Below are 25,347 nucleotides of genomic sequence, written 5' to 3'. Positions count from 1 at the left end.
ACGATGAACAAATATCGTTCTCTTTATAATACCACCCTGTCACTTATAATTAATTTATTATTGGTGATGGGGTGCTTTATTCTCTGTCGTGTCATCTTTCTGATAGAAAATCTGAAGGCTTTTTCCGATCTTACTGCCGGACGAATCTGGAGGATGTTTGAAGGAGGATTCCTGTTTGATACCTCAGCCATTCTTTATACGAACCTTTTGTATATCTTCTTGATGCTGATTCCATTGCATTATAAGGAAAATGCGATATATCAGAAGATAACCAAGGGGATTTTTGTGACAACCAACCTGATTGTCATTATAATGAACCTGATGGATACGGTTTATTTCCAATATACGCATCGGAGAACGACCGCGTCTGTATTCAGTGAATTCAAGAATGAGGGGAATCTGGGAGGTATTATAGGGACAGAATTGGTGAATCATTGGTATCTGACTCTGTTTGCCATTGCCTTCGGGTATGCCCTGTTCAAGCTGTATCGCAAGCCGAAGCCGGTAAAGGTAGACCGCCTGCCGCTTTATTATGGCGTTCATTTGCTTACTTTGGCACTTGGAGTGTACTTGTGCATCGGCGGAATGCGCGGTGGATTTACCGGTATGGTTCGTCCTATTACAATCAGCAACGCCAATAAGTATGTAGACCGCCCGATGGAGACGGGAATCGTACTGAATACGCCTTTTTCTATCTTCCGTACGTTTGGGAAGACTTCATTTGCCATCCCTCAATACTTCGATAAAGAGAAAATGGAGGCTTTGTACACTCCCGTGCACATGCCTGCAGATAGTGTACAGTTCCGACCGCTGAATGTCGTTGTCTTTATTCTGGAAAGTTTCAGCAAAGAGAACAGCGGCTTCCTGAATGAAGAACTGGACAATGGGACATACAAGGGCTATATGCCTTTCCTTGACTCATTGATGGCTGAAGGGCTGACTTTTAAATACTCATTCTCTAACGGAATGAAAAGTATCGATGGAATGCCTTCCGTATTATCGGGAATCCCGATGTTTATAGAGCCGTTCTTTCTGACGCCTTCTTCCTTGAATACAGTATCCAGTATAGGCGGAGAACTGGGTAAAAAAGGATATTATACCGCTTTCTTTCATGGGGCGGATAACGGTTCCATGGGATTCGAGGCTTTTGCGCGGACGGCAGGATATACTCATTACTTCGGTCGTACGGAGTATAATGAGGCTAATCCGGACAACAAGGATTTTGACGGCCATTGGGGAATTTGGGATGAAAAGTTTTTTCAGTTCTTTGGCAATACCTTGTCCGGCTTTCAGCAACCCTTTGCAGCTGCACTGTTCAGCCTTTCTTCCCATCATCCGTTTGCAGTTCCGGCGGAATACGAAGGTGTTTTCCCGAAAGGAAACAAACCTATTCGCCAGTGTATCGGATATACGGACAATGCTTTGAAACTATTCTTCGAAAAGGTATCAAAAGAACCGTGGTACAAGAATACTCTGTTCGTTTTCACAGCAGATCATACAAACTCTCCGGAACGTCCGGAATATGAGACGGAGAGCGGATTGTTCTCTGTTCCTGTCGTGTTTTATCAGCCGGGAAGTGACTTGAAAGGTTTCCGCAAAGACGTGATTGCCCAGCAGATTGATATTATGCCTACCGTATTGGGCTATTTAGGGTACGACAAGCCTTTCGTTTCCTTTGGATGTGATTTGCTGAATACGCCTGCCGAGGATACTTATGCTGTCAACTATATCAATGGAATCTATCAGTTCTTTAAAGGTGATTATTTATTGCAGTTTGATGGCCGGAACACCGTAGCCATGTATGCATTCAAGACGGATAAACTGTTGGAACATAATCTTCTGGGACAGGTGGATGTGCAGCAGTCGATGGAGGATGAACTGAAAGCAATCATCCAGCAGTACATGATACGGATGAATAACGACGAACTTGTGGTGAAATGAAAGAATCGGTGCGCATATTTCGCTTTATAGTCATCGGAACGATGAATGCTTTGATCATGGCCCTTGTTGTGTGGCTGATGATGAGAGAAATGTCATTCGAAGGAGACTATATGGTAGCTAACGTAACAGCGTATGTTATAGCCCAGATTCATAATTTTATCTGGTGCAAGTATTGGATATTTCCTGTAGAAAAGAGGAAGAACAATGTATGGAAACAAATATTGTTTTTCTGTTCTGCCTTCGGTGTAGCTTACACTGCGCAGTTTTTATTCCTTGTTTTGTTGGTAGAAGGGTTGGATGTCAATGAGTATCTGGCTCAGTTCTTGGGATTGTTTATCTACGGGGCCGCTAATTTTATCGCTAATAAGAAGATTACTTTCCAATAAAAGAGGATATAAGTGCGGAGGTCCGCAAGAGTTGCCGTTCAGGCTTCTGCTCTTGCGGACCTCTGTATTGTTTTATCTATCGTTCATGGTGTCATTCTTCAATCCAGAAACCGTTTGGTCAGCCCGTCATATTCATCAATTCGGCGGTCGCGGAGGAAGGGCCACCAACGGCGGACGTTCTCCGAACGTTCCATGTCTATTTCAACGACTATATTTTCCGGACAATCGTTGCCTGCCTGTGCCAGAAACTCTCCCTGTGGTCCGGCTACGAAACTGTTTCCCCAAAACTGGATACCGTTGGTTTGCCCGGAAGGGTCGGATTCATGTCCTACACGATTGACGGAGATAACCGGAAGCCCGTTTGCAACTGCGTGAGCACGCTGGGAGATAATCCATGCATTGAGCTGACGGGCTTTTTCGTCATCCGTATCGCTGCTTTCCCAGCCGATGGCGGTAGGATAGATCAAAAGTTCGGCACCTTTCAGAGCCATCAGTCGGGCAGCTTCCGGATACCATTGATCCCAGCATACCAGTACGCCCAGTTTCCCCAGGGAAGTCTGAATGGGTTCGAAACCGATGTCTCCGGGAGTAAAATAGAACTTCTCATAATAGGCCGGATCATCCGGAATGTGCATTTTCCGGTATTTTCCGGCAATGCTTCCGTCGCGGTCGAAAACGACAGCCGTGTTGTGATACAGTCCCGGCGCACGTTTTTCAAAGAGTGAAGCAACGAGCACTACTTTATTGGCAGCTGCCAGTTCGGAGTAGAAGCCTGTGGATGGTCCGGGAATAGGTTCAGCAAGGTCAAACAGATGGGTGTTTTCTGTCTGACAGAAATAAAGCGAATTGTGCAGCTCCTGCAGCACGATCAGTTGCGCTCCATGAGCGGCACACGCTTCAATGCTTTTAGCAAGGTTCATCAGGTTCACCCGAATGTCTGCGGTATTGGATTGTTGGATTAATCCTACTTTTATCTTTCTCATGATGAATAATTATTAATATGCTGATTGACTGAAAAGTCCGTTATAGGATAACGCCTAACGGATATTGCATCGTAACACAATGCAGGGAACCGTGCTGTTTGATTAATGCCCGGCAGTCAATCCCGATGATTTCATGTTCAGGGAATGCCTGCTGCAATACTTCTGCCGCTTTCCGGTCGTGATCCGGCTGCTGATAAGTAGGGTAAAGAATGGCATCATTCATAATCAGGAAATTGGCATAGGTGGCAGGCAGCCGTTCACCGTCTTCTTCTATCTTGTCTGCCATTGGCAATGCCAGCAGGCGGTAGGGTTCTCCTGCCAATGTACGGAATGTTTTTAATTGTTCCTCCATGGCACGCAATGCTTCATAATGTTCGTCTTCTTTGTTGTCACATTTTACGTAGGCAATGGTGTCTGTGGAACAGAAACGCGCTAAGGTATCGATGTGACTGTCGGTATCGTCGCCGGCCAGATAGCCGTGATCCAGCCAAAGCACTTTTTGCAGATGGAAAGTTGATTTGAGGTATTCTTCTATTTCTACCTGATTCAGTTTTCCGTTCCGGTTGGGAGAGAGCAGGCATTCGGTGGTGGTAAGCAGTGTGCCCATGCCGTCACTTTCGATAGAGCCTCCTTCAAGAACGAAGTCCAGGCAGTCGATGTACTGACCTCTCAGAGCTCCGGCTTTTACGGCCTGTCCGGTGATCAGATTGTCCAGCTCGGAGGCAAATTTCAATCCCCAGCCATTGAAGGTAAAGTCGAGCAGGGAAGGGTTGCCGGTATCTATCATGGTGATAGCTCCGTGGTCGCGTGCCCATGTATCGTTCGTTTCGCATTTCAGAAAGCGTACATTGTCCATGTTTACGGTAGAGGCAATCTGCTTCTTAACCTCTTCGGGCTCAGGAGTCACAATTAATAATAACTCACGCTTTGCTATTTCTTTGGCAATGTTTACAAAGCATTCTTGTACTTCTGTCAGCATATAGGCCCAATCTGTACCGGCATGCGGCCATGTCAGCTGTATGCCGCTTTGCAAGTGCCATTCGGCAGGCAAATGAGGTGCTCTCATCTCTACCTGTACAGTCATATTCTTACCAAAGTTCAATTGCAAATCTTTTTCCGAGCCGCTGGGGCTGGGAAGTCCAACCATGATTCCCATTAGATTATAATCTATTTAGTTATAAAATCAGTTTATAAAATGAGGATGTATCATCCTTTTGACACATCTGTTATGCTTTAGCTTCCTGTTTCGGTTTCCGGTCGAAGAACGGATTCTTTGAAGACGCACTTACCGGAATGGCCATAACCATCTTGCAGTCTTTCAGCCAATGAAGGCGTTGTGCTGCCAGTCCGGCTGAGAACATGACACGTGTGTCTACACGCATATCGGCTGCTGTGGCACAGGCGGAACCGATGGCGATGCCTACATCGATGCTGTTCAATGCGCAGGGGACGTCTTCCGTACGTCCGGCACATGTCGCAAATCCGCAATGTCCGCAATTCAATCCTTGCGCTTGTTCGCGTGTACCTATCAGTACAACACATTCGGCACTCAGGATGTTGTCGGCATCCCGAAGGAAAAACTTCATGCCGTGTTCTTCTACCATAGCTATCATTTTGTCCGACAGCAGTTTGATTTCTTCATCCGTGATCAAAGCCACTTCAATGACATCTATTCCTTTCCCTTTCGGAGCAGTACGTGCGGCGGTCATCATCTGGCGTGCTACCTGTAATATATGCTCGTGACGGGCATCTCTTTCATTCAGTATCATAACTTTTCTCGAATTAATTAGTGAGGCAAAGATAACGTTTTTCAAGAAAATAGTACCTTTGCCGGAAAGAAAGAATTGAAAACACCATGCTACATATCAACAATGCTTGTATCGCTTTTGGGACAGAAGTGCTTTTCTCCGGGTTAAATCTGAATCTGGAGAGGGGAGAAACGGCCTGTATTGTAGGACAGTCCGGTTGCGGAAAGACTTCATTGCTGAATGCGGTGATGGGTTTTGTTCCTTTGAAGGAAGGGACTATCAAAGTAGGGGATACCTTGCTGGACAAATCAACGATTGATATAGTCCGCCGGCAGATTGCATGGATTCCACAGGAATTGGCTTTACCCTTTGAATGGGTAAAGGAAATGGTGGCTCTTCCGTTTGACCTGAAAATTAATCGTTCTGCTCCTTTCTCGGAAGAGAGGCTTTATGATTATTTTGATGAGTTGGGACTGGAGCATGATTTATATGCGAAGAGGGTGAATGAAGTCTCTGGTGGCCAACGGCAGCGTATCATGTTGGCGGTAGCTGCCATGCTCAACAAGCCTTTGATTATTATTGATGAACCGACATCGGCATTGGATGCCGGATCAACGGACAAAGTGCTGGCTTTCTTCCGGCGGCAGGCAGAGAAGGGGGCGGCTGTATTAGCTGTATCCCACGATAAAGACTTTGCTTCGGGCTGTCATTATTTAATAGAACTATAAACGAAATTTAATACTAGCATAAAGGGGATTTATTTTGGGAACCATCGACATATCATACTATAATTTGTTTATCGGCCTGCTTTTGCTTGCCATTCCATTCTTTTATCTCTGGAAATTCAGGACCGGTTTGCTGAAACCTGCTGTGACAGGTACGCTTCGAATGATTGTCCAGTTGTTTTTTATCGGCATCTATCTGAAATATCTTTTCTTATGGAATAATCCTTGGATCAATTTCCTTTGGGTGATTATTATGATATTCGTTGCCGGGCAGACAGCACTGGTACGTACTCAACTGAAACGGAGCATTCTGCTGATCCCTATCTCGGTAGGCTTTTTTTGCAGTGTGGTAGTGGTGGGATTGTATTTTATCGGTATTGTCCTCCAGCTGGATAACATATTCAGCGCTCAATACTTTATTCCGGTATTTGGAATTTTAATGGGAAATATGCTTTCGAGTAATGTGATCGCATTGAATACCTATTATAGCGGATTGAAACGGGAACAGCAGTTGTATCGCTATTTATTGGGGAACGGTGCCACACGGCAGGAAGCTCAGGCTCCCTTTATAAAACAAGCTATTATCAAGTCGTTCAGCCCTTTGATCGCGAATATTGCAGTGATGGGACTGGTCGCTCTTCCGGGTACGATGATCGGACAGATTCTGGGAGGCAGTAGTCCGAATGTAGCGATTAAATATCAGATGATGATCATGGTAATCACCTTTACGGCATCTATGTTATCACTGATGATAACCATTTCACTGGCTTCCCGACGCTCCTTTGATGCATACGGGAAACTGTTGGAAGTAACGAAAGAAACGAAGAAATGACAATCATTGACCGGATATTCCAAAAAGTAGCAGAACTGTCCATCCCGCATTTTTTCATTACCGTGGAGTTCCCGGCAATTGGAAATGAAATGCCGGAACGTATCGAGACCTTCTTATGGGAGAAATACCGGGCAATTCTTCGTGGTGCAAGCGGTCGCAAATTTGTCTATACAGAAGGAGAGTGGCGTCTTATTTTCACTTTCTTTCCTACAAACAAAGTCGTGGATGAGCGATATGCACTGAAAAATAAGGTGCAGATGAAGTTTCACAAATAAAAGGAGATTCGCTTCCCAAAAGAAATCTGGTGAGTGGTTACTTTCCTTTCAGCTTCTCCCGCATGCAGCGAAGCTGAACGAATTGTTCTCCTGGCTGTATATATCCGCTTTTCAACATCCGTTCTGAAATTTGGAATTTATCAAGATGATGGCGTATATACTTTTCTAAACCAATGGATTGCTTTTTGACGAAAGACTCAAACTCAACCTTTCCATCTTCGTGAATAAATACTTTCGCTTTAATCGTACGGAGCCCCGAATCTTTGCAATGCTTGGCTTCTGCTTTGTCTATCCAAAAGATAGCGGTAGCTTTTACCGTATCTACTATGCAAGTTTCCGTACCATCAACGCTCATGTTTTCAGCGATGGAATCATCGGAATTCTGATTCTGTTTCTGTTTCATTTGACAGGAAACAGCCAAAATAATTACTAAACAGCAGGATAGAATTGTTTTCATCGTGTTCTAAATTAAAGGATATGCGACAAATTTACTAAAAAAACGATAACATAGGAGTTTATTCCTATTTTATTTGCTATATTTGCAACCAAATTTTCTCTAAATAATGAAAATTAAGGAAATAGTAAGCGCCCTTGAACGATTCGCGCCTCTGCCATTGCAAGACGGTTTTGATAATGCCGGCCTGCAAATCGGATTGACAGATGCGGAAGCAACAGGGGCTTTGTTGTGTCTTGACGTTACCGAAGCTGTGTTGGATGAAGCTATCGCGTTGGGATACAATCTCGTCATATCGCATCATCCTTTAATATTTAAAGGTTATAAATCCATTACCGGCAAAGATTATGTGGAACGCTGTATACTGAAAGCAATAAAGAATGATATTGTGATCTATTCAGCACATACCAATCTTGACAATGCACAGGGTGGGGTGAATTATAAGATAGCCGAAAAGATCGGGCTGAAAGACTTGAAAGTTCTTGAGCCGAAGGAAAATAGCCTGATGAAGCTGGTGACTTTTGTTCCTGCCGCTCAGGCTGATATGGTAAGAAATGCACTTTTTGCTGCCGGTTGCGGCAATATCGGCAATTATGACTCATGCAGCTACAATCTGGAAGGTGAAGGAACATTCCGTGCCAAAGAAGGAACACATCCTTTCTGTGGAACAATAGGGGAGCTTCATCGCGAAGGAGAGGTGAGAATAGAAACCATTCTTCCTGTATTCAAAAAGTCAGAAGTAATCAGAACGCTGTTGTCTGTTCATCCTTATGAAGAACCTGCATTCGACTTGTATCTGTTGCAAAATGACTGGACACAGGCAGGATCGGGAATTGTTGGCGAACTGGAAGAGCCGGAGACGGAACTGGAATTCCTGAAACGTATAAAGAAAACGTTTGAAGTAGGATGCCTGCGTCATAATAAACTGACAGGCAGGGAAATACGGAAAGTGGCATTGTGTGGGGGTGCAGGAGCATTCTTGCTCTCACAGGCCATCCGGTCGGGAGCTGATGTTTTTATTACAGGTGAAATTAAGTATCATGATTATTTTGGCCACGAAGGAGATATCCTGATGGCAGAAATCGGTCATTACGAAAGCGAACAATATACAAAAGAAATTTTTTATTCCATAATCCGGGATTTATTTCCTAATTTTGCGCTCCAATTGAGTAAAATAAATACGAATCCCATAAAATATTTATAAGTAAAATGGCTAGAGAAGCAAAAAAAGATCCGACTGAGTTGACGGTAGAACAGAAGTTGAAAACACTGTTCCAACTGCAAACTATGTTGTCTAAAATTGATGAAATCAAGACATTGAGAGGTGAACTTCCATTGGAAGTGCAGGACCTTGAAGATGAAATCGCTGGTTTGAGTACCCGTATCGACAAAATCAAAGCTGAAGTGGATGAACTGAAATCTGCTATTGCAGGCAAGAGAGTAGAAATTGAAACGGCAAGGGCTTCAGTAGAAAAATATAAGTCACAACAAGACAACGTCCGCAACAACCGTGAATATGATTTCCTGACAAAGGAAATCGAATTCCAGAGTCTGGAAATCGAACTTTGCGAAAAGAGAATCAAAGAGTTCAGCGCAGACAGAGAAGAGAAAGAAGCTGAAGTAGTTAAGAACGAACAAATACTCAGTGAAAGACAGAAAGACCTCGAACAGAAGAAGAGTGAACTGGACGAAATTATCTCTGAAACCAAACAGGAAGAAGAAAAACTGAGAGATAAAGCTAAAGATCTGGAAACTAAGATCGAACCGCGTTTGTTGCAGTCGTTCAAACGTATCCGTAAGAACTCTCGCAATGGATTGGGTGTTGTATATGTACAGCGTGACGCATGTGGCGGTTGCTTTAACAAGATTCCGCCTCAGAGACAACTGGATATCCGTTCTCGTAAGAAAGTGATCGTTTGCGAATATTGCGGACGTATCATGATCGACCCGGAATTGGCTGGTATACAGATTGAACATAAAGTAGAGGAAGCTCCGGCTACTACTACCAAAAGAGCAATCAGAAGAAAAACAGCTGAATAAGATACTAAGTTTGAATCTATATTCGAAAGCTCCGCATTTGTGCGGGGCTTTTTTTGTTTCTTCTAACTTTACTGCCCCTCTAAACAAACCTAACCTTGAATTGTTATCTTTTCATTTCATAAAAACCTGAACTGAATATGAATGTACGAGCGTGGAGTGTATCACTCCTTTTGTTTCTTTCGACTGTAACTGCGGTTGGACAAACAGTGAACCGCTATTTGAATACTCCTCTTCCTAAAGAATGGGAAGAGAGTGGAACAGTGTTTCAACAGACTCTTCCGGTGGACGATCACTGGTGGAAGTCTTTTCAGGACACCAAGCTGGACTCTTTGATTGCTTTGGCAGTAGACCGAAATTACTCCGTAGCAATGGCTATTAACCGTATAGCCGCCGCACGTGCCAACCTTTGGGCAGAGCGCGGAAATTTCTTTCCATCTATCGGACTGAATGCCGGGTGGACCCGACAGGAAACCAGTGGAAATACCAGTAGTTTACCTCAATCTACCGAGCATTATTATGATGCTGCAGTTAGTATGAGCTGGGAAATCGATGTCTTCGGCAGTATCCGCAAGCGGGTAAAAGCACAAAAAGAAAACTTTGCTGCCAGTAAAGAAGAGTATGCAGCGGTTATGGTGTCTATGGCAGCAGAAGTAGCCTCAGCCTATATTAACCTGCGGGAATTGCAACAGGAACTTGAAGTGGTAAATAAGAATGTTGCTTCGCAGGAAGAAGTTTTGAAAATCACGGAAGTACGTTATAATACCGGACTTGTTGCCAAACTGGATGTAGCACAGGCCAAATCTGTTTTGTACAGTACCAAAGCCTCCATACCACAATTGGAAGCAGGTATCAATCAATATATTACGACACTGGCTGTTTTGTTGGGGATGTATCCGCAGGAAATACGCCCTGTATTGGAAATCACCGGAACCTTGCCTGATTACATGGAACCGATAGGGGTGGGTATGCCGGTTGATTTGTTACTGAGAAGACCGGATATACGAGGTGCGGAGAGAAGTGTGAATGCTCAGGCCGCATTGCTCGGCGCATCCAAATCCGATTGGTTGCCGAAGGTCTTTCTGAAAGGTTCGTTTGGATATGCAGCCCGTGATTTGAATGATCTGGTGAAAAGCAAAAGTATGACTTATGAGATTGCTCCTTCATTGAGCTGGACAATCTTTAGCGGGGGGCAACTGATAAATGCAACAAGACTGGCGAAGGCGCAGTTGGATGAATCTATCAATCAATTTAATCAGACGGTTCTGACTGCAGTACAAGAAACGGATAATGCCATGAACTCCTACCGGAATTCGATCAAGCAGATTGTAGCTTTGCGGGAAGTACGTAATCAGGGTGTCGAAACCTTGAAGCTTTCACTAGAACTTTATAAACAAGGACTTTCTCCTTTCCAGAATGTGCTTGATGCACAGCGGTCTCTGTTATCTTATGAGAATCAATTGGTACAGGCGCAGGGAAGCTCGTTACTGCAACTGATAAATCTTTATAAAGCACTGGGAGGCGGTTGGAGAGAATAAAAGAATCTATAAATAAAATATAACCTAACGGATATGAAAAAACTAATGTATATTTTTCTTGTATTGTCGGTATTGACTGGTTGCAAGGAGAAAAAAAACGCCGGGGCAATGAAGGGAATGCCGACGCCGGCAATTAGCGTAGCGAAACCTATAGTGAAGGATATCACTTTGACGAAAGATTATCCGGGCTATCTGACGACGGAGAAGACTGTAAATCTTGTAGCCAGAGTGAACGGAACATTACAGTCTGTTTCTTACACACCGGGCGGACGGGTAAAAAAGGGGCAACTGCTGTTTGTAATAGAGCCTGCCTTATATAATGATAAAGTGGCGCAGGCGGAAGCTGAACTGAAAACAGCTCAGGCGCAGCTGGAATACGCTCGTAATAATTATAGCCGGATGAAAGAGGCGGTGAAGAGTGATGCTGTGAGTAAGATACAAGTGTTGCAGTCGGAATCGTCTGTGAAAGAGGGGGTAGCGGCTGTCAGCAATGCGGAAGCTGCTTTAAGTACAGCACGTACAAATTTAGGGTATTGCTATGTCCGTGCTCCTTTTGACGGGACAATCAGTAAATCGACAGTCGATGTCGGCAGCTATGTAGGCGGTTCTTTGCAACCGGTCACATTGGCCACTATTTATAAGGACGACCAGATGTACGCGTATTTTAATGTCGCTGATAATCAATGGCTGGAGATGTCTATGAATAATCAGCAATCGGCGAAGAGCCTCCCGCAGAAGATTATGGTTCAGTTGGGGAAAGAGGGGGCTGAAACTTATCCGGCAACACTGGATTATCTGTCACCGAACGTGGATTTGAATACAGGAACTTTGATGGTTCGTGCCAACTTTGACAATCCGCAGGGGGTATTGAAAAGCGGATTGTACGTCAGCATTACATTGCCTTATGGAGAGGCTGATCATGCAGTTCTTGTGAAAGAGGCTTCAATCGGAACCGATCAGCTCGGTAAATTCCTGTATGCTGTTAATGATTCGGATATAGTACGTTATCGGCATATTGAGGTAGGACAATTGATTAATGATACCTTACGCCAAGTATTGGGAGGACTTTCACCTCAGGAACGATATGTAACCGAAGCTCTGATGAAAGTCAGGGATGGAATGAAGATAAAGCCGATACCTTGATATGATCGGTTTGTTGGTTTTCCCCGAACGGTGTAGGCAAGTAACTATTTGTCCTTAACTAAATATTAATCGTAAACTTATATATTATGTTTTCTAAGTTTTTCATTAACCGACCAATCTTTGCTACCGTACTTGCCCTGCTCATTGTGGTAGCCGGTTTGATCGCGCTCAATATATTACCTGTGGCGCAATTTCCCGAGATAACGCCTCCGACAGTACAAGTGTCGGCTGTCTATCCCGGTGCAAATGCCGAAACTGTAGCCCAAACAGTAGGGCTTCCCATCGAACAGCAGGTGAATGGGGTGGACGGTATGCTTTATATGTCTTCAAATTCTTCCTCTTCGGGAGCATATTCGTTGACAATAACATTTGCCGTCGGTACAGATATTGATATGGCTACCGTGCAAGTCCAGAACAGGGTAAGTGTTGCACAGTCCTCCCTGCCGGAGCCTGTAGTGGTGCAGGGAGTAACGGTGCAGAAACAGTCTTCCAATATCGTCATGTTTTTGACAATGACTTCGCAGGATTCCGTTTACAACAGTCTTTATCTGACTAACTATGCAAAACTGAATTTAGTCGATCAGTTATCGCGTGTGCCGGGTGTAGGGGCTGTTAATGTCATGGGAGCGGGTGATTACTCCATGCGTATCTGGCTGGACCCTGAAGCCATGCGTATCCGGAACATCTCTCCGGCACAAGTGTATCAGTCTATCCAATCTCAGAATATGGAGGTGTCCGCCGGTTATATCGGTCAACCTATTGGAAAGGACAATAAAAACGCTTTTCAATATACGCTTAATGTACAGGGACGACTTACTTCTCCGGAGCAATTTGGAAATATTATCATTCGTCGGGAACAGGATGGGGCAATGCTTCGTCTCAAAGATATTGCGCGAATAGATTTGGGGTCTGCTTCTTATAATGTAGTATCCCGGTTGAAAGGTAAGCCTACCGCAGCTATTGCTATCTATCAGCAACCGGGTTCCAATTCGCTGGACGTTTCAAAAGGGGTGAAGGCAAAAATGGAGGAAATGGCAGCTAGTTTTCCCGCAGGAATTGCCTATAACGTAACCTTGGATACAACGGATGTAATTCATGCCTCTATTGATGAGGTAATGGTGACATTCTTTGAAACAACACTGCTTGTGGTACTGGTAATTTTCTTGTTTTTGCAGAACTGGAGAGCGGTTATTATTCCTTGTATCACCATTCCTGTATCATTAATCGGTACGCTGGCAGTCATGGCAGCATTTGGTTTTTCCATCAATACGCTTACTTTGTTCGGATTGATTCTGGCAGTTGCCATTGTTGTGGATGATGCCATAGTGGTGGTTGAAAATGCTTCGAGATTATTGGAAACCGGACAATATTCGACTCGTGAAGCAGTAACGAAAGCCATGGGAGAAATTACAGGACCGATTGTCGGAGTGGTGCTTGTGCTGCTTGCCGTATTTATTCCGACGATGATGATCAGCGGAATTTCCGGTCAGTTGTATAAGCAATTTGCATTGACAATTGCTGCTTCCACAGTATTGAGTGGTTTTAACTCATTGACACTGACACCTGCTCTCTGTGCGTTGTTTTTGGAAAAGAGCAAACCATCTAATTTCTTTATATACAAGGGATTCAATAAAGCGTATGATAAAACGCAGGGAGTGTATGACAGCACGGTGAAGTGGTTGCTCCAGCGCCCGGTCATTTCTTTTGTGTCTTTTGCTGTTTTGACGGTTATTGCCATCATACTCTTTATGCGTTGGCCGTCGACATTTATTCCGGATGAAGATGATGGTTATTTTATAGCTGTTGTTCAGCTCCCTCCGGCAGCCAGTCTGGAGCGTACGCAAGCTGTCGGGGATAAAATCAATGCTATTTTAGATTCTTATCCGGAAGTGGAGAATTATATTGGAATCTCCGGTTTTTCCGTAATGGGAGGAGGTGAGCAGAGCAATTCCGCTACCTATTTTGTTGTTCTGAAAAACTGGGATGAAAGGAAAGGGAAGGAGCATACGGCTGCTGCCGTTGTCGACCGTTTTAATGGGGAAGCGTATATGGAAATCCAGGCTGGCCAGGCATTTGCTATGGTACCTCCGGCTATTCCCGGTTTGGGTGCCTCCGGTGGTTTGCAACTTCAGCTGGAGGACCGGAGAAATTTAGGGCCGACGGAAATGCAACAGGCTATTAACTCGCTGCTTGCTTCTTATCATTCCAAACCGGCTTTGGCTTCTGTATCCAGCCAGTACCAGGCAAATGTTCCGCAATACTTCTTGAATATCGACCGTGATAAAGTGCAATTCATGGGTATTGCCCTAAATGATGTATTCTCGACATTAAGTTACTATATGGGTGCGGCATACGTGAATGATTTTGTTGAATTTGGCCACATTTATCAAGTGAAAATAGAAGCACGTGACCAGGCGCAACGGGTTATTGATGACGTTTTAAAACTAAGTGTTGCCAACTCGGCAGGAGAGATGGTGCCTCTTTCTTCCTTTACCAAAGTGGAAGAACGGTTGGGGCAGGATCAGATCAATCGTTACAATATGTATTCGACAGCTGCTCTGACCTGTAACGTAGCTCCCGGCAGTAGCTCAGGACAGGCTATTCAAGAAATGGAAGCTTTGTTCAAAGAACAGTTGGGAGACGAATTTGGTTATGAATGGACATCGGTTGCCTATCAGGAAACGCAGGCGGGAAATACTACTACTGTTGTTTTGGTTATGGCTTTAATTGTAGCTTTCTTGGTTCTGGCTGCGCAGTATGAAAGCTGGACCAGTCCGGTAGCTGCTGTTATCGGGTTGCCTGTAGCTCTGCTGGGAGCGATGATAGGCTGTCTGATCATGGGGACTTCGGTCAGTGTCTATACACAAATTGGTATTATCCTGCTTGTTGCACTTTCGGCCAAAAACGGTATTCTGATTGTAGAATTTGCCCGTGATTTTCGTGCCGAAGGAAACTCTATTCGTGAGGCGGCATACGAAGCTGGACATGTTCGTTTGCGCCCGATTCTGATGACTTCTTTTGCTTTTGTATTAGGGGTGATGCCTTTGCTTTTCGCTGCCGGAGCCGGTGCACAGAGTCGTATAGCATTGGGGACTGCGGTCGTTTTCGGTATGGCAATGAATACTTTATTAGCGACGATTTATATTCCTAACTTCTATGAATTGATGCAGAAATTGCAGGAAAGATTTAGTAAGAAGAAGGATAATGATGTGAAAAAAGATACGAATATGTAAAAATAGAATATCGTTTGCAACGTATCTGAAATCAATAATATTATGGTGTCACTATGTGCTTGGGATACTGATACTATGTGTCTGGTATAGTGTCAGTATCCCAAGCACATAGTGACACCATTTTTATAGGATGTTATAATCGGGAATATCCTGAAGAAAGGTATAACTCTGATGTGCATAATCTATCCGGCAACAATAATGTTGCATTCCGTTGCTTACTATCAGATAATCAACTTTCAACACCATATTATAGCGGGTTATCTGATCGAATACGGCTTGTGTGATTTCGATGTGCGGGGCTTTGTATTCTACGATCATTCGCGCTGACAGATCTCTCCGGTAAAGCACGGTATCACATCTTTTGGTTGTACCGTTCAGCTTGACCATTACCTCGTTGGCAAGCAGCGCGCTCGGATATCCTTTGTGTGCAATAAGAAAGTGAACAAAGTGTTGACGTACCCATTCTTCGGGGGTAAGCGCGACATATCGTTTGCGAATCACGTCGAAAATTACATTTTTTCCGTTTCGTACGTTTATTTTAGTGTCGAATACTGGTAGGTTTAACGATAACATTTATTATTTTTGTAAGTTAAATAACGGTTTCTATTATTGGAACCACAAATTTAATAGATAATTATGAAAACGAAAGAAGAAATCGTAGCTAATTGGCTACCCCGTTACACAAAACGTAACCTGGAAGATTTTGGAGAGTATATTCTGTTGACTAACTTCAACAAGTACGTAGAGATTTTCGCAAATCAATTTGATGTTCCTATTTTGGGTAGAGATGCCAATATGATTTCTGCTACAGCCGAGGGCATTACAATGATTAACTTCGGTATGGGTAGCCCTAATGCTGCCATTATCATGGATTTATTGGGAGCTATTCGTCCGAAAGCCTGCCTGTTTTTGGGGAAATGTGGCGGCATCGACAAGAAAAATCAGATTGGCGATTTAATTCTTCCTATTGCTGCTATTCGTGGTGAAGGAACATCCAATGATTATTTTCCACCTGAAGTTCCTGCTTTACCTGCGTTTATGTTGCAGCGTGCCGTTTCTTCGTCAATTCGTGACTATGGCCGCGATTATTGGACGGGTACTGTCTACACTACTAACCGCCGTATCTGGGAACATGATGAAGTATTTAAGGAATATCTGAAAAAAACCCGGGCAATGGCAGTAGATATGGAAACGGCTACTTTGTTCAGTTGCGGTTTTGCCAACCACATTCCAACAGGCGCTTTATTGCTAGTGTCCGATCAACCTATGACTCCGGATGGAGTGAAGACAGATAAAAGTGATAATTTGGTCACCAAGAATTATGTGGAAGAGCATGTCGAGATAGGCATTGCTTCTTTGCGCATGATTATTGATGCAAAGAAAACTGTAAAACACTTGAAATTCGACTGGTAACCACCGGCCTTTCTAAAAATATATATGGCAAAACAAGAACTGACCTGTGATGATATCCTCAAAGAACTGAGGGCGAAGCAGTATCGTCCCATCTACTATTTGATGGGGGAAGAATCGTATTATATCGATTTAATTGCCGATTACATTACCGATAATGTGTTGAACGAAACGGAAAAAGAGTTCAATCTGACTGTAGTGTACGGGGCTGATGTGGATGTAGCGACTATCATAAATGCTGCAAAACGCTATCCTATGATGTCTGAACATCAGGTAGTAGTAGTCAAGGAGGCACAAGCAGTCCGAAACATCGAAGAATTATCGTACTATCTTCAGAAACCGCTTCATTCCACTATTTTGGTGATATGTCATAAGCACGGAACGTTGGACCGTAGAAAGAAACTGGCTGCTGAAGTAGAAAAGACCGGTGTGCTGTTTGAATCCAAGAAGATAAAAGATGCTCAGCTTCCAGCTTTCATTGCTTCTTATATGAAGCGGAAAGGAGTAGATGTGGAACCCAAGGCAACGGCTATGCTGGCTGATTTTGTCGGCTCGGATTTAAGCCGTTTGACGGGTGAATTGGAAAAGCTGATTATCACTTTACCTGTGGGGCAGAAACGTGTAACTCCCGAACAAATCGAGAAGAATATAGGCATAAGCAAAGATTATAATAACTTTGAATTACGAAGCGCTCTGGTTGAAAAGGATATTCTGAAAGCAAATAAAATAATAAAATACTTTGAGGAAAATCCAAAAACGAATCCAATTCAAATGACATTGTCTCTGTTGTTCAGCTTTTATTCGAACTTGATGTTGGCGTATTATGCACCTGATAAGTCGGAGCAGGGAATTGCCAATATGCTGGGATTAAGAACTCCTTGGCAAGCTCGGGATTATGCTGTTGCGATGCGCAAATATAGTGGAGTGAAGACAATGCAGATTGTTGGTGAAATACGATATGCTGATGCTAAATCAAAAGGAGTGAAGAACAGTTCAATGTCCGACGGAGATATTCTTCGTGAATTAGTGTTTAAAATTTTGCATTAGCGAAACTGAATATTCTAATAAATAAAAGGCATATACTTTTACTGTAAAGCAGATTAAGTATATGCCTTTTTTGTATGCTTCAAATAATACTTGGTTAAGCTCATAGTCAAATCTCTTTTTTAAGGTGAATATTTTACAATGAATCAGTTATTCTTTTCTCTTTATTTTTTATTCATGAAAAGGAATCTGAATAATTTCACTTTCTCTATTTAAATTCTCTTTTAGCAGTATTTCTCTTATTTAGTTTATACTATAATCATTTTTTAGAATTGAAAAAATCGGATTTCGTTCAGACTATAATATAGAATGGAAAACCATATTGGCATAGATAGATTTTATATAAAATAGAGGGAGACTCTTCTTTCTCCTAAACTTATAAAATGTCATTTTGATAATTCGGGAAAATAATTGAGGTGTTTTACTATGTTTTTCCTAGTTAGTCTAAATTTTGATATTGATAAAATGAGCTTAATCCGCTGTAGTATAGATTGTTATTGTGAAAATAATGCTTCTAGAATCGAAAAAAAATCATCAATCGACCGAATATGCAGAAATATGGCAAGGATTTGCTATTTGTGAGCTAGATCAGAGGTAAATGTAAAGGAAGATTTGAGTAGTTCTTAATATACATAAGTAAATGGCGTATTTTATCCCTTGATTTATTGCTGTTGCAACTATTGAAATTTACTTTTGTATAAACGTATTTGTTTGTTTGTGAATTTTATATTCGTGAACGCGATACAAATGTTATTATACGATGCTGAGTACAAAAGTAAATGCAGTAATTTACATTAATAATAATGTGTGTATAGATGTAATAGGAGGGCGGTTAACATTCTATCTTTATACTACTATATTATTGTATATCATATAAATATCATCTATTTCTAAATTATTACTCTAAAAAGGTGATTTGATTGGCTTATATTTTTGTGAAATTCTTGTGTATCTCCTTGGTTTTGTTTGTTATACGACTGTTTATCAGTTGATTATTGGACTTTATTAAATCTTATATATTAGTTGTTTTTGTATGTTTTTTCATGTTTTACAAGAGTGATATTCCATTTGTAATAACGTGCATACTTTTGTGATATTAATATTTTTATAATTGTAATTTGCATTTGTGATTTGTAATATTTACCTTTGTATATTCATAGAGATAGTTGATATTTCTGTGAAATCTATGTTTAATACATACAATTGTAACAAGAAAAGGCTGTATGGAAATAAAAGACAGAATTAGAATGATAATGGAGAGAGAAAAAGTTCCTCCCAGGGTTTTTGCTGAGACAATTGGAGTTCAGCAGTCCACTCTCTCACATATTTTGAATGATCGGAATAAACCAAGCTTGGAGGTTGTAATGAAGGTACATCAGACTTATAGTTATGTAAATCTTGAATGGCTGCTTTATGGTAAAGGTGAAATGATAGCTTCTGTAGAAGATGCTTCTATAGTTTCTTCCAGTGGCGATTATCAGCCTTCTTTATTTGATGAGAATCCTGTAAATTCGTCCAAAGAGCCGTTCAATCCGGAAAATCGCAAGGAAATGCCATTAAGAAGTACTGAAAATGCACCCAAAGAGATTGTAAAACAGGAGATTAGGTATATAGAAAAGCCTGCCAGAAAAATCACTGAAATAAGAATCTTTTTTGATGATAATACTTATGAAACCTTTCGACCTGAAAAATGAGAGGTAAAATCGGTGGTTTGAGCAAATTCCTGTATCTTTGCATCCGGAATACGAATTTATACTTTTATATCCATACATGAAGAAATTTATTTTAGATCTGACAGTCACTGAGAATATTAGATTGAATGCAAACTATGTGTTGCTGAAATTGACTTCTCAGTCATTACTGCCCGAAATGTTGCCGGGGCAGTTTGCTGAGCTTCGGGTGGACGGTTCATTAACCACTTTTTTACGCCGTCCTATTTCTATTAATTTTGTAGACAAGCGACAAAACGAGGTATGGTTTCTTATTCAATTGATTGGAGATGGAACAAGACGTTTAGGAGAAGTAAATCCGGGCGATGTGATCAATGTAGTACTTCCTTTGGGAAATGGCTATACAATACCTCAAAAGCCTTCAGATAAGCTTCTATTAGTAGGTGGAGGTGTCGGAACAGCTCCTATGTTATATTTAGGTGAGCAATTGGCGAAAAATGGTCATAAGCCTACCTTTCTTTTGGGTGCCCGCAGTGATAAAGATCTGCTGCAACTGGAAGAATTCGCTAAGTATGGCGAGGTGTATACTACCACAGAAGACGGAAGTCACGGAGAAAGAGGGTATGTCACTCAGCATTCTATATTAAATCAGGTACGTTTTGAGCAGATTTATACTTGCGGGCCTAAACCAATGATGATGGCTGTGGCAAAATATGCCAAAAGTAATCAGATAGAATGTGAAGTCTCTTTAGAAAACACAATGGCTTGTGGAATCGGAGCATGCCTCTGTTGTGTGGAAAATACGACAGAAGGACATTTGTGTGTATGTAAAGAAGGTCCTGTTTTTAATATAAATAAACTACTATGGCAGATTTGAGTGTAAATATAGGTGAATTACAGATGAAGAATCCGGTGATGACAGCATCTGGTACATTTGGATATGGTGAAGAGTTCTCAGATTTCATTGATATAGCGCGAATAGGCGGTATTATTGTAAAAGGTACTACTCTTCACAAACGTGAAGGTAATCCATATCCTCGTATGGCAGAGACTCCTTCTGGTATGTTAAACGCTGTAGGACTGCAAAATAAGGGTGTTGATTACTTTGTTGAACAGATATATCCCCGTATAAAGGATATTCAGACGAATATGATTGTAAATGTATCCGGGTCTGCTATTGAGGATTATGTGAAAACTGCAGAGATTATTAATGAACTTGACAAAATTCCTGCTATAGAATTGAATATCTCGTGCCCTAATGTAAAACAAGGAGGTATGGCTTTTGGTGTGTCAGCAAAAGGTGCTTCAGAAGTGGTAAAAGCAGTGCGTGCTGCTTACAAAAAGACACTTATCGTTAAACTCTCTCCGAACGTTACCGATATAACAGAAATAGCCCGCGCAGCAGAAGAAAGTGGTGCGGATAGTGTATCATTAATCAATACATTGCTAGGAATGGCTATTGATGCGGAGCGTAAGCGTCCTATTTTGTCAACTGTAACAGGGGGAATGTCCGGTGCTGCTGTGAAACCGATCGCTTTACGTATGGTTTGGCAAGTTGCGAAATCGGTAAATATTCCTGTCATAGGATTAGGGGGGATTATGAACTGGAAAGATGCTGTTGAGTTCATGCTTGCTGGTGCATCTGCTATCCAGATTGGTACAGCAAATTTCATAGATCCGGCTGTTACCATTAAAGTTGAAGATGGTATAAATGATTACTTAGAGAGACACGGATGTAAGTCTGTTAAAGAGATAATTGGTGCACTTGAGGTATAATTGAAAACATACAATAACCCTTCGTATAGAAACTGAAAGAAAAATGTTATTTTGCTATCCAAAGTTTGCCTAATAAAATCGTTAACGGGAATGATAGATGAAAAAGATATTTAGGCCGAAGAGTAAAATAGCAGATTTGTCTTTCTTATAGAAGATAAATAAAAACGACGGTAAGACTTCTTGAATTTCTTGCCGTCGTTTTTATTTACATATATTCATTAGTCTTCTAGTAAGTCAGGACGAAGTTTCCGGGTGCGTTCTAAAGATTGCTGTAGTTCCCATTCTTTTATTTTTGCTTCATGGCCGGATAATAAAATATCGGGTACTTTCCAGCCTTTATAGTCGGCAGGACGAGTGTAGACAGGGGCTGCCAGCAGATTGTCCTGGAAGGAGTCGGAAAGTGCAGATTGTTCATCTGAAATCACTCCAGGGATAATACGGACAATTGCATCTGCCATGACTGCTGCTGCTAGTTCACCTCCTGTCAATACATAGTCACCGATACTGATTTCTTTAGTGATCAGATGTTCACGGATACGATAATCAATACCTTTAAAATGTCCGCAAAGGATAATCAGGTTTTGAGCCAAAGAAAGACTGTTAGCCATTGGCTGATTGAACTGTTCTCCATCAGGGGTCGTAAAAATCACTTCATCATAGTTTCGTTCTGCCTTCAAAGCGTTAATGCAACGTTCGATAGGTTCTATTTTCATGACCATTCCGGCAAATCCGCCAAAAGGGTAGTCATCAACACGGCGATATTTATCTTCGGTATAGTCGCGCAGATTGTGGATATGTATTTCTGCAAGTCCTTTATCCTGAGCCCGTTTCATTATAGAGCAATTGAAGAACCCCTCAATCATTTCGGGTAAAACTGTTATAATATCAATACGCATAATCTTTATAATTTTTCGCAAAAGTACAAATATTCAAAGATAAACCTGTATTTTTGCCTTAAACAATCGAAGAAATATGGATATAAAGGAAAAAATAGAGGAATTGCGTGCTGAACTTCATCGGCATAACTATAATTATTACGTGTTGAATGCCCCTGAAATTTCAGATAAAGACTTTGATGATAAGATGCGAGAACTTCAGGATTTGGAGCAGGCATATCCGGAATATAGAGACGAAAATTCGCCTACCATGCGCGTCGGTAGTGATATCAACAAAAATTTTACCCAGGTTGCGCATAAATATCCTATGTTGTCTTTGGCAAATACATACTCTGAAGGCGAAGTCACGGATTTTTATGAGCGTGTACGAAAGGCGTTGAATGAGGATTTTGAGATTTGCTGTGAGATGAAATATGATGGTACTTCTATTTCTCTGACCTATGAAGATGGAAAATTGCTTCGTGCCGTCACTCGTGGAGATGGAGAAAAGGGTGATGATGTGACGGATAATGTGAAGACGATCCGCTCTATCCCACTTGTACTTCATGGTGACAATTATCCTTCCTCTTTTGAGATACGTGGCGAAATTCTCATGCCTTGGGAGGTATTTGAAGAGTTGAATCGTGAAAAAGAAGCACGTGAAGAGCCGTTATTCGCTAATCCAAGAAATGCGGCTTCCGGTACGCTGAAGCTTCAGAACTCTTCTGTTGTGGCTTCTCGTAAGTTGGATGCATATTTGTATTACCTGTTGGGAGATAAGCTTCCATGTGACGGACATTATGAAAATCTTCAGGAAGCTGCAAAATGGGGATTTAAAATATCTGATTTGACACGTAAATGTCAGACACTGGAAGAAGTATTTGATTTTATCAATTATTGGGATGTAGAACGGAAGAATCTGCCGGTAGCTACCGATGGCATTGTTTTAAAGGTAAATAGTTTGAGACAGCAAAAGAATCTCGGTTTTACGGCAAAATCTCCCAGATGGGCAATTGCTTATAAATTTCAGGCAGAGCGTGCATTAACCCGGTTGAATATGGTTACTTATCAGGTAGGCAGAACAGGCGCTGTTACTCCTGTTGCCAACTTAGATGCTGTTCAGCTCTCTGGAACGATTGTAAAACGTGCTTCATTGCATAATGCGGACATAATTGAAGGGCTTGATCTGCATATCGGAGATATGGTATATGTAGAAAAAGGAGGTGAAATCATTCCTAAAATTACAGGAGTGGATAAAGATGCCCGTAGTTTTATGCTTGGTGAGAAAGTCAGGTTCATTACCAATTGCCCCGAATGTGGCAGCAAATTAATAAGATATGAAGGTGAAGCCGCTCATTATTGTCCAAATGAAACTGCCTGTCCTCCACAGATAAAAGGCAAAATAGAGCATTTTATAAGTCGGAAAGCTATGAATATTGATGGATTGGGACCTGAAACGGTGGATATGTTCTATCGTTTAGGCTTAATTCATAATACGGCAGACCTGTATGAGTTGACAGCTGATGATATTAAAGGACTGGACCGTATGGGAGAAAAATCTGCCGAGAATATTATTACGGGAATTGCACAGAGCAAGACCGTTCCTTTTGAGCGTGTCATTTTTGCTTTGGGGATTCGCTTTGTTGGCGAGACAGTAGCAAAGAAAATTGCCAAGTCTTTTGAAAATATTGATGAGCTGCAACAGGCTGACCTTGAAAAGCTGATAAGTATCGATGAAATCGGGGAAAAAATAGCAAAGAGCATTCTTTTGTACTTTTCAAATGAGTCCAATCGCGAGTTAGTTGGCAGGTTAAAAGCAGCCGGACTTCAACTTTATCGCAGAGAAGAAGATATGAGTGGGTATACGGATAAATTAGCTGGTCAGTCTATTGTGATTAGCGGTGTGTTTACGCATCATTCGCGAGATGAGTACAAAGATCTTATTGAGAAAAATGGCGGTAAGAATGTAGGAAGTATTTCTGCAAAGACTAGTTTTATCCTTGCCGGAGACAATATGGGGCCAGCCAAACTGGAAAAAGCAAAAAAACTTGGAGTAACCATACTAAGCGAGGACGAATTTCTGAAACTTATATCGTAAGATATGAAAAATATTCGTACTTTTGCGCCTAATAAAATTAGAGATTATAATTAAAACTCATGATACAGACTAAATTGAAAGGAATGGGGGTAGCACTGATTACTCCTTTCAAAGAGGATGAAAGCGTTGATTATGATGCGTTGATGCGTTTGGTAGACTATCTATTGCAGAATAATGCGGATTTCTTGTGCGTGCTGGGAACTACAGCCGAAACTCCGACTCTTACCGAGGATGAGAAGAAGACTATCAAAAAAATGGTGATTGATCGTGTTAACGGCAGAATTCCTATTTTATTGGGTGTAGGTGGTAACAATACACGTGCAATAGTAGAAACATTAAAAAATGACGATTTTACAGGAGTTGACGCTATATTGTCTGTAGTGCCATATTATAATAAACCATCGCAAGAGGGAATTTATCAGCATTATAAAGCTATATCAGAAGCTACAGAACTCCCTATTGTGTTGTATAATGTCCCGGGGCGCACAGGGGTAAATATGACGGCTGAAACAACTTTGCGCATTGCCCGCAATTTCAGCAATGTAATTGCCATTAAGGAAGCTTCCGGTAACATTACCCAAATGGATGATATTATCAAGAATAAACCAGATAATTTCAATGTTATTTCTGGTGATGACGGCATCACTTTCCCGCTAATAACATTGGGAGCTGTTGGGGTGATCTCTGTAATCGGTAATGCTTTCCCACGTGAATTTAGCCGTATGACACGCTTGGCGCTTCAGGGGGATTTTGCTAATGCTCTTACTATTCATCACAGGTTTACTGAGTTATTTGATCTTTTGTTTGTGGATGGAAATCCGGCTGGAGTAAAATCAATGTTGAATGCAATGGGAATGATCGAAAATAAGCTTCGATTGCCACTTGTTCCAACAAGAATAACAACGTTTGAGGCAATACGTAAGGTTTTAAACGAGTTAAATATTAAATGCTGATAGGATCCGGGAAAGGTATTAATCTTCCGTGCATCTTATTATAAATATTTCCCCTTCACCCTCTCTCGTAATTCTTAATTAATGCGAGTGTGGTGGAGGTTTTTTTTTTGAGTGAAATTCTAATCTTCCTAATGTTCAAAGATAAACTTTCTGATGTTTGAAAATAAGTATTGAAGTGTTTGAGAAAAACATCCTATTTTGAATGTAATCAAGCGGTCGGTTTAAA

General features: G+C 41.7%; 23 protein-coding genes. 17 read left to right on the top strand and 6 right to left on the bottom strand.

Annotated features, from left to right (window positions below; translation table 11 throughout):
* The first annotated feature begins 3 nt into the window (after positions 1–3).
* Together BLW31_RS11395 and BLW31_RS11390 are read left to right on the top strand one after the other, a co-directional pair.
* Positions 4–1,941, top strand: a complete 1,938-nt coding sequence (locus BLW31_RS11395; RefSeq protein ID WP_010538036.1) for an LTA synthase family protein — start codon at positions 4–6, stop codon at positions 1,939–1,941.
* The gene (locus tag BLW31_RS11390) at positions 1,938–2,327 is read left to right on the top strand and encodes a GtrA family protein (protein ID WP_010538035.1); all 390 of its coding nucleotides are present in this window, start codon (positions 1,938–1,940) and stop codon (positions 2,325–2,327) included. The genes BLW31_RS11395 and BLW31_RS11390 overlap by 4 nt, the downstream gene beginning before the upstream one ends.
* A 98-nt stretch (positions 2,328–2,425) precedes the next feature.
* Here the strand turns inward: BLW31_RS11390 and BLW31_RS11385 are convergent, their stop codons facing one another.
* From BLW31_RS11385 to BLW31_RS11375, 3 genes are all read right to left on the bottom strand, one after another.
* Entirely contained in the window at positions 2,426–3,310 is an 885-nt protein-coding gene (locus BLW31_RS11385; protein WP_010538034.1) for a carbon-nitrogen hydrolase, read from the bottom strand.
* A 40-nt stretch (positions 3,311–3,350) separates the two neighbouring features.
* The gene (locus BLW31_RS11380; protein WP_010538033.1) at positions 3,351–4,466 is read right to left on the bottom strand and encodes an agmatine deiminase family protein; all 1,116 of its coding nucleotides are present in this window, start codon (positions 4,464–4,466) and stop codon (positions 3,351–3,353) included.
* A gap of 70 nt (positions 4,467–4,536) precedes the next feature.
* Positions 4,537–5,079, bottom strand: a complete 543-nt coding sequence (locus BLW31_RS11375; protein WP_010538032.1) for a ferredoxin domain-containing protein — start codon at positions 5,077–5,079, stop codon at positions 4,537–4,539.
* Between the two features lie 86 nt (positions 5,080–5,165).
* Here BLW31_RS11375 and BLW31_RS11370 point away from each other — a divergent pair, with 86 nt between their 5' ends.
* Genes BLW31_RS11370 through BLW31_RS11360 form a run of 3 tightly spaced genes read left to right on the top strand, consistent with a single transcriptional unit; the run spans position 5,166 to position 6,890 of the window.
* A complete protein-coding gene (locus tag BLW31_RS11370; protein ID WP_010538031.1) occupies positions 5,166–5,786 on the top strand; it encodes an ABC transporter ATP-binding protein in 621 nt (206 codons plus the stop codon).
* A gap of 34 nt (positions 5,787–5,820) precedes the next feature.
* Positions 5,821–6,615, top strand: a complete 795-nt coding sequence (locus tag BLW31_RS11365; RefSeq protein ID WP_010538030.1) for an ABC transporter permease — start codon at positions 5,821–5,823, stop codon at positions 6,613–6,615.
* Positions 6,612–6,890: a hypothetical protein gene (locus BLW31_RS11360; RefSeq protein WP_010538029.1), complete on the top strand. Its 279-nt coding sequence runs from the start codon at positions 6,612–6,614 to the stop codon at positions 6,888–6,890. Before BLW31_RS11365 ends, BLW31_RS11360 begins: the two co-directional genes overlap by 4 nt.
* Before the next feature lie 37 nt (positions 6,891–6,927).
* Here the strand turns inward: BLW31_RS11360 and BLW31_RS11355 are convergent, their stop codons facing one another.
* Positions 6,928–7,347, bottom strand: a complete 420-nt coding sequence (locus tag BLW31_RS11355) for a DUF4891 domain-containing protein (RefSeq protein WP_022301770.1) — start codon at positions 7,345–7,347, stop codon at positions 6,928–6,930.
* 106 nt (positions 7,348–7,453) lie between these two features.
* On the opposite strand from BLW31_RS11355, the gene BLW31_RS11350 reads away from it, so the two are divergent.
* From BLW31_RS11350 to BLW31_RS11330, 5 genes are all read left to right on the top strand, one after another.
* The gene (locus BLW31_RS11350) at positions 7,454–8,548 is read left to right on the top strand and encodes a Nif3-like dinuclear metal center hexameric protein (protein WP_010538027.1); all 1,095 of its coding nucleotides are present in this window, start codon (positions 7,454–7,456) and stop codon (positions 8,546–8,548) included.
* Between the two features lie 5 nt (positions 8,549–8,553).
* Positions 8,554–9,384 carry a zinc ribbon domain-containing protein gene (locus BLW31_RS11345; protein WP_010538026.1) on the top strand — a complete coding sequence of 277 codons (831 nt, stop codon included), beginning with the start codon at positions 8,554–8,556 and terminating at the stop codon, positions 9,382–9,384.
* A gap of 137 nt (positions 9,385–9,521) precedes the next feature.
* Positions 9,522–10,919, top strand: coding sequence for an efflux transporter outer membrane subunit (locus BLW31_RS11340; protein WP_010538025.1), 1,398 nt, complete (start codon positions 9,522–9,524; stop codon positions 10,917–10,919).
* Between the two features lie 33 nt (positions 10,920–10,952).
* Positions 10,953–12,062 (top strand): efflux RND transporter periplasmic adaptor subunit, encoded by a 1,110-nt coding sequence (locus tag BLW31_RS11335; RefSeq protein WP_022301771.1) that lies wholly within the window; start codon positions 10,953–10,955, stop codon positions 12,060–12,062.
* Positions 12,063–12,148: 86 nt separating this feature from the next.
* The gene (locus tag BLW31_RS11330; protein ID WP_010538023.1) at positions 12,149–15,295 is read left to right on the top strand and encodes an efflux RND transporter permease subunit; all 3,147 of its coding nucleotides are present in this window, start codon (positions 12,149–12,151) and stop codon (positions 15,293–15,295) included.
* Positions 15,296–15,418: 123 nt separating this feature from the next.
* Here BLW31_RS11330 and BLW31_RS11325 read toward each other — a convergent pair whose 3' ends face one another.
* The gene (locus BLW31_RS11325) at positions 15,419–15,868 is read right to left on the bottom strand and encodes a type I restriction enzyme HsdR N-terminal domain-containing protein (RefSeq protein ID WP_010538022.1); all 450 of its coding nucleotides are present in this window, start codon (positions 15,866–15,868) and stop codon (positions 15,419–15,421) included.
* Positions 15,869–15,931: 63 nt separating this feature from the next.
* On the opposite strand from BLW31_RS11325, the gene BLW31_RS11320 reads away from it, so the two are divergent.
* The 5 genes from BLW31_RS11320 to BLW31_RS11300 all read left to right on the top strand — a co-directional run bounded on the left by BLW31_RS11320 (position 15,932) and on the right by BLW31_RS11300 (position 21,195).
* Positions 15,932–16,708, top strand: coding sequence for an AMP nucleosidase (locus BLW31_RS11320; RefSeq protein ID WP_010538021.1), 777 nt, complete (start codon positions 15,932–15,934; stop codon positions 16,706–16,708).
* A gap of 24 nt (positions 16,709–16,732) precedes the next feature.
* A complete protein-coding gene (gene holA, locus BLW31_RS11315; protein WP_010538020.1) occupies positions 16,733–17,752 on the top strand; it encodes a DNA polymerase III subunit delta in 1,020 nt (339 codons plus the stop codon).
* A gap of 1,220 nt (positions 17,753–18,972) precedes the next feature.
* Positions 18,973–19,443: a helix-turn-helix domain-containing protein gene (locus tag BLW31_RS11310; RefSeq protein WP_029425551.1), complete on the top strand. Its 471-nt coding sequence runs from the start codon at positions 18,973–18,975 to the stop codon at positions 19,441–19,443.
* Between the two features lie 76 nt (positions 19,444–19,519).
* On the top strand, positions 19,520–20,296 hold the full coding sequence (locus BLW31_RS11305) for a dihydroorotate dehydrogenase electron transfer subunit (RefSeq protein ID WP_010538018.1): 777 nt from the start codon (positions 19,520–19,522) through the stop codon (positions 20,294–20,296).
* Positions 20,284–21,195: a dihydroorotate dehydrogenase gene (locus BLW31_RS11300; protein ID WP_010538017.1), complete on the top strand. Its 912-nt coding sequence runs from the start codon at positions 20,284–20,286 to the stop codon at positions 21,193–21,195. Before BLW31_RS11305 ends, BLW31_RS11300 begins: the two co-directional genes overlap by 13 nt.
* Positions 21,196–21,413: 218 nt before the next feature.
* Here BLW31_RS11300 and trmD read toward each other — a convergent pair whose 3' ends face one another.
* Positions 21,414–22,091, bottom strand: a complete 678-nt coding sequence (gene trmD / locus BLW31_RS11295; RefSeq protein WP_010538016.1) for a tRNA (guanosine(37)-N1)-methyltransferase TrmD — start codon at positions 22,089–22,091, stop codon at positions 21,414–21,416.
* A gap of 76 nt (positions 22,092–22,167) precedes the next feature.
* Between trmD and ligA the strand changes: the two genes are divergently transcribed.
* Together ligA and dapA are read left to right on the top strand one after the other, a co-directional pair.
* Positions 22,168–24,168: an NAD-dependent DNA ligase LigA gene (gene ligA / locus BLW31_RS11290; RefSeq protein ID WP_010538015.1), complete on the top strand. Its 2,001-nt coding sequence runs from the start codon at positions 22,168–22,170 to the stop codon at positions 24,166–24,168.
* A 59-nt stretch (positions 24,169–24,227) separates the two neighbouring features.
* Positions 24,228–25,121 (top strand): 4-hydroxy-tetrahydrodipicolinate synthase, encoded by an 894-nt coding sequence (dapA, locus tag BLW31_RS11285; protein WP_010538014.1) that lies wholly within the window; start codon positions 24,228–24,230, stop codon positions 25,119–25,121.
* Positions 25,122–25,347 lie beyond the last annotated feature (226 nt).

It is taken from the genome of Bacteroides faecis MAJ27 (assembly GCF_900106755.1).
GTDB lineage: Bacteria > Bacteroidota > Bacteroidia > Bacteroidales > Bacteroidaceae > Bacteroides > Bacteroides faecis.
Note: the sequence above shows the minus strand (reverse complement) of the source record. Positions and strands in the feature narration are given on the sequence as shown.